We start from the raw sequence: 10050 nt of genomic DNA on the forward strand, positions 1-10050 counted from the left end.
CTCGCCGCGCAGCCGGCGGGCCTCCTCCTGCAGCTCGACCGTCTTGGCGCGGTACTCCTTGGTGTCGTCCTTCGCCGTGCCCTTGAGCTGCTCGGCGATGTCGTGCGCCTCGGCACGCAGCCGGTCCGCCTCGGCCTCCGCCTCGCGGCGGATCCGCTCGGCCTCCTCGGCGGCGGCCCTGGTGGTCCGCTGCGCGTCCTCCTGCGCCTTGGTGAGGACGTCCTCGGCGGTCTTGGCCGCCTTGGACAGCTGGGTCGCGCTCTCCTCGGCGGTGAGGGTGCGGGCCTTCTCCGCGGCCTCGGTGACGATCTTCTCGGCCTCGGCGCGGGCGTCCGCGACGATCTGCTCGGCGGCCTCCTTGGTCGCCTCGGCCTCCTGGCTGGCCTCGGTGACCAGCCGGGCGACCTGCTCCTTGGCCGTACGCGTGCGCTGCTCGTTGGCCGACTCCGCGCTCGCGAGCGTCTTCTCGGCGGCCGACTTCGCCTCGGTGAGCACCTTCTCGGCCTCGGCCTGCGCCTTGCGCAGCGCCTCCTCTGCCTCCGACATCCGCTGCTCGGCGGCCCGGCTCAGCTCGGTGGCCTGGCGGCGGGCGCTGTCCGACTCGGTCGCGGTGGAGGTGCGCAGCTGCTCGGCGTGGTCGGTGGCCTCCTGGGCCTGGGTGGAGGCGGCGTCCAGCAGGCGCTCGGCGTCCGCGCGGGCGCGGCGCAGCAGCTGTTCGGCCTCCGCGCGGGCCGCCTCGGCCTCGCTCTGCAGACGCTGGCGGGCCTCGGAGGTGACCCGCTCGGCCTCGGCGCGGGCGGCCGCCATGGCCTGCTCCGCCTCCGCGCGGGACTCCTCCAGGAGCCGGCGGGCCTGCGACTCGCTGCGGGCGCGCAGCTGCTCGGCCCACGCCACGTTCTCGTTGACGTGCGACTCGACGGTCTGCCGGCGCTCGGCCAGCTCCTGGTCGAGCTGCTGACGGCGGGTGACGGCCTCCTGGTGCAGCTCCGCCTGCAGCCGCGCGGCCTGCTCGGCGTGCTCCTGGAGGATGCGCTGGGTCTGGGCGCGGACCTGGCTCAGCTCGCGCTCGGCGTCCTGGCGCAACTGGTCGGCCTGGATCTGCGCGTTGCGCAGCAACTGCTCGGCCTGGTAGCCGATGTCACCGCCGCCGAACTCGGGCCGGGACATGAGGGTGCGCCGCGCCTCGTGCAACTTGGCGCGCAGCACCTCGACCTGGTAGCCGAGGTCCTCGGCGTGCTGGATCGCCTTTTCCCGCTCGGTCTTCAGCCGCTCCATCTCGGCCTCGAACCGAGAGAGGTGGTCGACGTCAGCCGCCGGCTCTCGCTCCTGGCGTTCGTAGCCCCGCACTGCGCGGTCCCATCCGTCCCCTGGTCGCAAGTCTTTCCGAACGAGCCCCGTCCATCCGCCGAACGGGGCCCCCGGGGAATGGTGTCAGATCAATGGAGGAGCAGGCGCTGCCGCCCACTGCTCGACCCCCGAAACCCGGACCCCGGCACGGTTCTGCCGCCATGGGCAGGACCCGGTCGCCCTGCCAAGAGCGGCGACCGCCCCCAACCCTACCGGCCCATATGTACGAGGGTCAGTGCTCAGGTGACTCAACAGGCGCCGAAGTGACCAGTTCTGTCAGTACGCCATGGCAATCCTTCGGGTGCAGGAAGGTGATCCGTGACCCCATGGAGCCGCGTCGGGGCTCCTCGTACAGGACGCGTACGCCCTTGTCCTTGATGTCCGCCGCGTCCTGGTCGACGTCCGCCGTGCCGAAAGCGATGTGGTGGACACCCTCGCCGTTCTTGTCCAGCCACTTGGCGACGGTCGAGTCGGGGCGGGTCGGCTCCAGGAGCTGCAGGTAGGAGGCGCCGCCGTCGGACGTCTCGTTGATCTTGAGCATGGCCTCGCGCACGCCCTGCTCCTCGTTGACCTCGGAGTGGAACACCTCGAAGCCGTACGTGGCCCGGTAGAACTCGACGGTCTTGTCGAGGTCGAAACAGGCGATCCCGATGTGGTCGATTCGCGTCAGCATGGTGTCAGTGCAGCGCTCCTAGGATGGTTACGCAACGTGCGCGCGATCACACCGACGGGACGATGACGGCACGGAGTGCCACTCAGTACATTCGAAGTAAACCCTCGTTCACTCCTCGGCAGTGCAGCCGGTAAGGGGATCGCAGCTCATGTCTGGATCGAACAGCACGACCTCGGTGATCGTCGCAGGCGCCCGTACGCCCATGGGGCGGTTGCTGGGCTCGCTGAAGTCCTTCTCCGGAGCCGACCTCGGCGGCTTCGCGATCAAGGCCGCCCTCGACCGTGCGGGGATCGGTGGCGACCAGGTGCAGTACGTGATCATGGGCCAGGTGCTCCAGGCCGGGGCAGGGCAGATCCCGGCACGCCAGGCCGCCGTCAAGGCCGGCATCCCGATGAACGTCCCGGCGCTGACCATCAACAAGGTCTGCCTCTCGGGCCTCGACGCGATCGCCCTGGCCGACCAGCTGATCCGCGCCGGCGAGTTCGACGTGATCGTCGCGGGCGGCCAGGAGTCCATGACCAACGCCCCGCACCTGCTCCCGAAGTCCCGTGAGGGCTTCAAGTACGGGGCGATCGAGATGCTCGACGCGATGGCCCACGACGGCCTGACCGACCCCTGGGAGAACATCCCCATGGGCCAGTCGACCGAGAAGCACAACACCCGCCTCGGTATCCGGCGCCCCGAGCAGGACGAGTTCTCCGCCCTGTCCCACCAGCGGGCCGCCGCCGCGCAGAAGAACGGCATCTTCGAGGCCGAGATCACCCCGGTCGAGATCCCGCAGCGCAAGGGCGAGCCGGTCGTCTTCAGCAAGGACGAGGGCATCCGCGCCGACACCACCGCCGAGTCCCTGGGCAAGCTGCGCCCCGCGTTCGCCAAGGACGGCACCATCACCGCGGGCAGCGCCTCGCAGATCTCCGACGGTGCGGCGGCCGTGGTCGTGATGAGCAAGGCCAAGGCGCAGGAGCTGGGCCTGGAGTGGATCGCCGAGATCGGCGCCCACGGCAATGTGGCGGGCCCGGACAACTCCCTGCAGTCCCAGCCGTCCAACGCGATCCTGCACGCTCTCAAGAAGGAGGGCCTGGAGGTCTCCGACCTCGACCTGATCGAGATCAACGAGGCCTTCGCCGCGGTCGCCGTCCAGTCAATGCAGGACCTCGGCGTGTCCACCGAAAAGGTGAACGTGAACGGCGGCGCGATCGCCCTCGGCCACCCGATCGGCATGTCCGGCGCCCGGCTCGTCCTGCACCTGGCCCTGGAGCTCAAGCGGCGCGGCGGCGGGGTCGGCGCGGCGGCGCTGTGCGGCGGCGGCGGTCAGGGTGACGCGCTCGTCGTGCGGGTACCCAAGGCCTGAGCACGCGTACGTCGTCCACGTGAACGGAGCTGTGATGCAGGACGTCTCCACCCTGGTGGTCCAGGCCAGGGAGGGCCGGCCGCGGGCCGTGGCCCGGCTGATCTCCCTCGTGGAGGGGGCGTCCCCGCAGCTCAGGGAGGTCATGCAGGCGCTCGCCCCGCTGACGGGCAACGCGTACGTGGTGGGCCTGACGGGCTCACCCGGGGTGGGCAAGTCGACGTCCACCTCGGCCCTCGTGACCGCCTACCGCAGGCAGGGCAGGCGGGTCGGCGTCCTGGCCGTCGACCCGTCCTCGCCGTTCTCCGGCGGAGCCCTGCTCGGCGACCGGGTGCGCATGTCGGAGCACGCCTCCGACCCCGGCGTCTACATCCGCTCCATGGCGACCCGCGGCCACCTCGGCGGCCTCGCCTGGGCCGCCCCGCAGGCCATCCGGGTCCTGGACGCGGCAGGCTGCGAGGTGATCCTGGTCGAGACGGTCGGCGTCGGCCAGTCCGAGGTGGAGATCGCCTCCCAGGCCGACACCTCCGTGGTGCTGCTGGCCCCCGGAATGGGCGACGGCATCCAGGCCGCCAAGGCCGGAATCCTGGAGATCGGCGACGTCTACGTCGTCAACAAGGCCGACCGCGACGGCGCCGACGCCACCGCCCGCGAGCTCAACCACATGCTGGGCCTGGGCGAGTCCCGCAGGCCCGGCGACTGGCGCCCGCCGATCGTCAAGACGGTCGCCGCCCGCGCGGAGGGCATCGACGAGGTCGTGGAAGCCCTGGAGAAGCACCGCGCCTGGATGGAGGAGCACGGCGTCCTCACCGAGCGCCGCCGCGCCCGCGCCGCCCACGAGGTCGAGACGATCGCCGTCACCGCCCTGCGCGAACGCATCGGCGACCTCAGCGGGGACCGCCGCCTTGACACCCTCGCGGACCGGATCGTCGCCGGCGAACTGGACCCGTACCGCGCGGCGGACGAACTGGTGGAGGGCCTGACCGGGGGCTGAGCCCCTGCCACGTCGACGGCCGGGTCAGTCGTCGTCGCGGTCCTGGGTGGGCTTGCCCGAGTCGAGGGCGACCTTCCACTCGCTGTGCTTGCCGTTCTTCACGGTGTCCGCCGTCCAGGCCACGGCGCCGTTGTCGTCGTCGAGGCCGACCTCGGTCACTGTGCCCTTGTGCGCGGCGGCAAGCGCGGCCTCGCGGGCGTCGGTCTGCGCGTCCTTCACGGCGGCCAGTTCGGCGCGGTCGTCGGTGTCGTTGTCGTCGTCGGTGTCGCGCTGGGCGCCGAGGACCTTGCGGGAGTCCGGGGCGATGCGCACGTCGTACTCGGTGCCGTCGCTCTTGACGACGGTCACCTCCCACGCGTCGGCGCCGTCGTCGTCGAGGTCGGCGGAGACGGCGGTGCCCGGGGTGTGCTTCAGGGCGGCAGCGATCGCCTCGGCGGCGGTGACGCTGCCGCTGGAGAGCGCCGTACGGTCCTCGGAGGGGTCGTCGTCCCGGTCGTCCGCGGAGTCGTCGTCGCGGTCCGCGGCGTGCTGTGCGTTCGTCTGCGCCTGGCGCTGCGTCGCCGTCGCGTCGTCGTCCCCCGCCGCGAAGGCCGCGACGGTGCCGCCGGTGGCCAGCGTGGCGGCGGTGAGGGTGGCGATGACGAGGTTGCGCTTCATGAGGATTCCTCCAGAGCCGGTCAGTTCGTTCGCTTTCGACGACGACCAAGCTGCCTGAGCGGAGCTGAAGGAGACCTGAAGCCACCTGAAGGCGCCTTCAGGTGCGGTTTGCCACCCTGTACGCATGCGCCCGCCCGTCGCCCACCACCACCCTGCTCGAGACGCTTCGCGTCACCCCTTTCGCATCTTGATCGTCGAGGACGAGAAACGACTCGCCCTGTCCCTCGCCAAGGGCCTCACCGCCGAGGGCTACGCCGTCGACGTCGTCCACGACGGCCGGGAGGGGCTGCACCGGGCCATCGAGGGGTCGTACGACCTGGTCGTCCTCGACATCATGCTGCCCGGCCTCAACGGCTACCGGGTCTGCGCCGCCCTGCGCGCCGCCGGCCACGAGGTGCCGATCCTGATGCTCACCGCGAAGGACGGCGAGTACGACGAGGCCGAGGGGCTGGACACCGGCGCCGACGACTATCTGACCAAGCCCTTCTCGTACGTAGTCCTCGTGGCCCGCATCAAGGCCCTGCTGCGGCGGCGCGGCAACGGGGCCGGGGCCTCGCCGGTGCTCGAGAACGGGGCGCTGAGGATCGACACCGCCGCCCGCCGGGTCTTTCTCGACGGCACCGAGGTCACCCTCACCGCCAAGGAGTTCTCGGTCCTGGAGCAACTCGCCGTGCGGGCCGGTGAGGTGGTCTCCAAGGCGCAGATCCTGGAGCACGTCTGGGACTTCGCGTACGACGGCGACCCGAACATCGTCGAGGTGTACGTCAGCACCCTGCGCCGGAAGCTGGACGCCGGCCTCATCCGGACGGTCCGCGGCGCCGGGTACCGGCTGGAGGCCGGCAGATGAGGCGGCTGTTCGGCTCGGTCCGGGCGCGGGCCACGCTGGCCGCGACCGCGGTGGTGGCCGTGGCCCTGGTCGCCGCGGGCGTCGTCGTCCTGCTGTCGCTGCGCAGCAACCTCGCGGGCCAGGCGGACACGGCCGCCGACGGCGCCGCCCGCAACGTCGCGGCGCAGATCGCGCAGGGTGTGCCGTACCGGGAACTGGACCTGGACGGGGACCATCCGGCCCAGGTGGTCGACCGGGACGGGCGGGTGCTCGCGGTGAGCGAGGACCTGGAGGCGATCAGCGGCACCGGCGCCCCCGACGTCACTCCCGTGCCGAGCCCGGACCCGGGGCGGGACGACGACGAGGACGCCCGCGATGCCGGTGAGGTCGGTGAGGTCACCTGGCACGGGCAGGGGCGGGCCACCGTGGACGGGGAGAGCGTCGCCTACCGCTTCGCCCAGGTCGAGGTCACGGACCGGAGCGACGGAACCGTCCGGGTGTACGCCGGTGCCTCGCTCCAGGCCCAGCAGGACGCCGTGCACACCGCCGCCACGGTCATGCTCGTCGGTCTGCCCGTGCTGCTCGCGGTGGTCGCATGGGTGACCTGGACGGTCACCCGCCGCGCCCTTCGCCCGGTCGAGGCCATCCGCCGGGAAATGGCGGCGATCACCGCCTCCGAGGACCTCGCCCGCCGCGTCCCCGTGCCGGACACCCACGACGAGGTGGCCCGCCTCGCCCGCACCACCAACGAGACGCTCGCCGCGCTGGAGACCTCGGTGGAGCGCCAGCGCCGGTTCGTCGCGGACGCCTCGCACGAGCTGCGCAGTCCGATCGCCTCGCTGCGCACCCAGCTCGAAGTGGCCGCCGCACATCCGGAGTTGCTGGACCTCGACGGAGCGGTCGAGGACACCGTACGGCTCCAGCACCTTGCCGCGGACCTGCTGCTGCTGGCCCGCCTGGACGCGGGGGAGCGGATCGCCGGCGCGCGGATCGACCTGGCGGCGCTGGTGCGGGAGCGGGCTGCCGGGCGGGCCGGGGTGACGGTGCGGGCGGACGCCGTGGAGGTCACCGGGTCCCGGGGGCAGTTGGAGCGCGTGTTCGACAACCTGCTGGACAACGCGCGGCGGCACGCACGGTCGGCGGTCGAGGTGACGGTACGACGGGACGGTGATGGCCGCGCGGTGGTCGAGGTCGGCGACGACGGCGACGGGGTGCCGGCCGGGGACCGCGAGCGGATCTTCGAGCGGTTCGTACGGCTGGACGAGGCGCGGGCGCGGGACGACGGCGGCGCCGGGCTCGGTCTCGCCATCGCCCGGGATGTCGCCGCCCGGCACGGCGGCACGCTGACGGTGCGGGACGCGCCGGCAGGCGGAGCCCTGTTCGAACTCCGCCTGCCGGTCGCGTGATCGGGCCCCGGTGTCAGGGGCGCCCTCGCAGCCCCCGCAGATGCTCCGCGATGGGCTTGAGGGCCTTGTCCAGTTCCGTCAGGGACTCGGGCGGCACGAGGTCGATGAAGTGCCTCCGCACAGACGCCACATGATGCGGCGCGACCTTCTTCATCGTCTCCATGCCGTGCTCGGTCAGGACCGCGTACAGGCCGCGGCGGTCGGACTCGCAGTTCTCGCGGCGGACCAGGTCCGCGTTCTCCATGCGGGTGATCTGGTGCGAGAGCCGGCTCTTGGACTGGAGGGTGGCGGCCGCGAGGTCGCTCATCCGCATCCGTACGCCCTCCGACTCGGAGAGATTGACCAGGATCTCGTAGTCGTTCATCGTCAGGCCGAACGGCTGAAGATCCCTCTCGAGCTGATACGTCAACAGCCTGTTGACCTCCAGGTGGGTGCGCCAGGCGCACTGCTCCGCATCGGTCAGCCAGCGCGTGGCCGTCTCGGTCTCCATGAATGAAGTCTACCTAAAAGGTTGAAAGGCGAACTAGTGAGGGTGGTGTGACTGTGCGCACGCGTTCGATGTCACACTCCGCAGACTACCGCTCACAGCCCGAAGCGACGTTGGAGGTCCCCCAGCTGTCCGGGAAGGCGCGGTACCCCCGGCTGCTGCGGCTGGCCTGCGGGTGCCCCGTAACCGCCGGGTACGCCGGGCTCGCTCGGAACCGCCCCTGTGGCCTGCTCGGCCATCAGGACCTCGGTCGACTGGAGCAGTACGGTGCCGGCCCCCACGAACTCGAACTGGTGCTCCTCCCCGGAGGCGCCGCCGAGGCCCGTCATCGCACGTAGACCGCCCATCAGACCCGTCATGTACCCGTGGTCGTAGTGGTGGCACGGCGAGGGGCAGTCGGCCCAGCCCACAAGCGCTTGCGGGTCCACCCGGATCGGGGGCTCCATGAACACCACGGGACCGTTCGAGGCGGCCACGAACTTTCCGGTTCCGATGAGGGTCAGGAAGCCGGGCACGATCGACTGCTTCAGCGCGAGACTTGGCTGAAAAGCGAGCAGGTTGCCCGAGCGAATGGTCAGGTTGCCCTCTTCGAGGTCATAGGAATTCACGTCGAAGGCCCGGTCGGCGAGGAGCATCTTGCCCGAACCCTGCGCCACGACCCAGTCGCTCGCGTGCAGAGGCGAATGGAACGACGTACGGATGAGACCGTCGAGGCGGCCGTGTCCGATGCCGTTGAAATCCATCTGCCCGTAGTAGGCGATCATCTTCCCCTTCTGCAGGAACCACTGGCTCCCCTTGAGCTCCACGCAGAAGGTGTAGTTGTTGACGTTGTCGTCCGACGGCAGCGTCATCGGGTCGTACACGGTGGGCCCGGCGCCCGGGTAGTGGCTCACAGCTTCTCCTCCGAGGCCTGGACGAACACCACGCCGTTCCCGCTGAGCTCCAGCTGGAAGGCCTCGCCGGAGCCGCGGCCCACCATGTCGCGCCAGCCGAGCGCCGTCGACAGCTTGTTGCGGACGTCGCCGTGGTGGGCGACGTAGGCCTGCGGGTCGACATGGACCGGGCGCTGCGGGGTGACGGGGACCTCGAAGACCCCGCCGTGGGCCATCACGGCCACCGAGCCGTGGCCCTTGAGCGTGGTCGTGAACAGGCCCTGGCCGCTGATCTGGCCGCGCACCATGCCCATGACGCCGCCCTGCGAGCCCATGAACATGGTGCCCTGCTGGAGGGTGCCCTCGAAGGCGAGCAGGCGGTCCGCCTCGACGTACAGCGTGTCGCCGCTGAGGTTGATGACCGTGACGTGGTGGCCGCCGTGCCCGAACAGGACGGTGCCGCTGCCCTCGACGGTCATCAGGGGCGTGTCCTCGTTGGCCACGCGCCGGCCGATCATCGACATGACGCCGCCCTGGCCGCCCTGGATGTTCGGGGTGAAGGACACCTCGCCCCTGTACGCCAGCATCGCGCCGCGCTGGCTGAACAGCCGCTGGCCGGGCATGACGGTCGCCTCGACCATCTTGGAGTTGATCTCACGGAAGGGCATGTCACACATCTCCCGCGATCGTGTTCCGCTCGCTGGGCTGGACGTACACCAGGCCGTCACCCTCGAAGCGGATCTGGAAGGCCTCGCCGCCGCCCTCGCCCATGAACGTGCGGAACGTCACACCGGACTGGAAGGACTGGTTCAGGTTCCCCTGGTGCGCGATGTACGCGCCGGGGTCGACGGTCAGCGGGTACTGGCGGCTGACCCGCAGCACGACCGCGGGGCCGTCCGACATGATCGCGGCCTGGCCGTGACCCTCGACGGTCGTCGTGAACAGCCCGTTGCCCTGTGAGGCGCCGCGCAGGCCGGTGAAGCTGGTGCCGGTCCTGAGACCGGCGTCGGTCGCGAGCAGGTTGCTCGACTCCACGTACAGCTTGTCCCCCTGGAGACTGACGAGATTGATCTCCGAGGCCCGGTCCGCGAACCAGCACGTCCCGTGCCCCGACACCTCCATCACGGTCATCTGCTCGCCGGTGATGCGCCGGGTCACCATCCCGCGGATCCCCTCACCACCGCCGCTCATCTTCTTGAACGCCATCTGCCCGTCGTACGCGACCATGGAGCCGTTCTTCGCCTTCACGGCGTCTCCGGTCATGTCGACGGCGAGCACTTTGCTGCCTTGGAGTCGAAACATCGCCACGGAGTGAAGGTAGCTGGGGGGAGGCGTTCCCGACAGGTCCAAGGGGGTGCGGGTCGTATGTCGGCGGCGGGTGCGGTGGGGCGGGCGTTTTTGCGCAGTTCCCCGCGCCCCTGGGTGCCTGCGGCGGCCCGT

At 70.9% G+C, this 10050-nt stretch carries 10 protein-coding genes and 1 pseudogene; 4 read left to right on the forward strand and 7 right to left on the reverse strand.

Features of this window, described 5'->3' with window-relative positions:
• Together scy and mce are read right to left on the reverse strand one after the other, a co-directional pair.
• Positions 1-1347, reverse strand: a pseudogene (gene scy, locus ACFVYN_RS40475) (polarized growth protein Scy); the annotation flags it as partial.
• A 232-nt stretch (positions 1348-1579) separates the two neighbouring features.
• Positions 1580-2020 carry a methylmalonyl-CoA epimerase gene (gene mce / locus ACFVYN_RS40480; RefSeq protein WP_007384751.1) on the reverse strand — a complete coding sequence of 147 codons (441 nt, stop codon included), beginning with the start codon at positions 2018-2020 and terminating at the stop codon, positions 1580-1582.
• A gap of 148 nt (positions 2021-2168) precedes the next feature.
• Between mce and ACFVYN_RS40485 the strand changes: the two genes are divergently transcribed.
• Positions 2169-3371 (forward strand): acetyl-CoA C-acetyltransferase, encoded by a 1203-nt coding sequence (locus ACFVYN_RS40485; RefSeq protein WP_390007746.1) that lies wholly within the window; start codon positions 2169-2171, stop codon positions 3369-3371.
• 34 nt (positions 3372-3405) lie between these two features.
• A complete protein-coding gene (gene meaB, locus ACFVYN_RS40490) occupies positions 3406-4362 on the forward strand; it encodes a methylmalonyl Co-A mutase-associated GTPase MeaB (RefSeq protein WP_390007762.1) in 957 nt (318 codons plus the stop codon).
• A 24-nt stretch (positions 4363-4386) separates the two neighbouring features.
• On the opposite strand, the gene ACFVYN_RS40495 is transcribed toward meaB, so the two are convergent.
• A complete protein-coding gene (locus ACFVYN_RS40495; RefSeq protein ID WP_390007748.1) occupies positions 4387-5019 on the reverse strand; it encodes a PepSY domain-containing protein in 633 nt (210 codons plus the stop codon).
• Positions 5020-5143: 124 nt separating this feature from the next.
• Between ACFVYN_RS40495 and ACFVYN_RS40500 the strand changes: the two genes are divergently transcribed.
• Together ACFVYN_RS40500 and ACFVYN_RS40505 are read left to right on the forward strand one after the other, a co-directional pair.
• Entirely contained in the window at positions 5144-5866 is a 723-nt protein-coding gene (locus ACFVYN_RS40500; protein WP_390007751.1) for a response regulator transcription factor, read from the forward strand.
• Entirely contained in the window at positions 5863-7251 is a 1389-nt protein-coding gene (locus ACFVYN_RS40505; protein WP_390007754.1) for a sensor histidine kinase, read from the forward strand. The genes ACFVYN_RS40500 and ACFVYN_RS40505 overlap by 4 nt, the downstream gene beginning before the upstream one ends.
• A gap of 13 nt (positions 7252-7264) precedes the next feature.
• On the opposite strand, the gene ACFVYN_RS40510 is transcribed toward ACFVYN_RS40505, so the two are convergent.
• From ACFVYN_RS40510 to ACFVYN_RS40525, 4 genes are all read right to left on the reverse strand, one after another.
• A complete protein-coding gene (locus tag ACFVYN_RS40510) occupies positions 7265-7741 on the reverse strand; it encodes a MarR family winged helix-turn-helix transcriptional regulator (RefSeq protein WP_390007756.1) in 477 nt (158 codons plus the stop codon).
• A gap of 92 nt (positions 7742-7833) precedes the next feature.
• Positions 7834-8631 (reverse strand): AIM24 family protein, encoded by a 798-nt coding sequence (locus ACFVYN_RS40515; RefSeq protein ID WP_390007757.1) that lies wholly within the window; start codon positions 8629-8631, stop codon positions 7834-7836.
• Positions 8628-9278, reverse strand: coding sequence for an AIM24 family protein (locus ACFVYN_RS40520; protein WP_390007760.1), 651 nt, complete (start codon positions 9276-9278; stop codon positions 8628-8630). The genes ACFVYN_RS40515 and ACFVYN_RS40520 overlap by 4 nt, the downstream gene beginning before the upstream one ends.
• Before the next feature lies 1 nt (position 9279).
• Positions 9280-9912: an AIM24 family protein gene (locus tag ACFVYN_RS40525; protein ID WP_390007764.1), complete on the reverse strand. Its 633-nt coding sequence runs from the start codon at positions 9910-9912 to the stop codon at positions 9280-9282.
• Between the last annotated feature and the right edge of the window lie 138 nt (positions 9913-10050).

Source organism: Streptomyces sp. NPDC058307, from assembly GCF_042880295.1.
Taxonomy (GTDB): Bacteria; Actinomycetota; Actinomycetes; order Streptomycetales; family Streptomycetaceae; genus Streptomyces.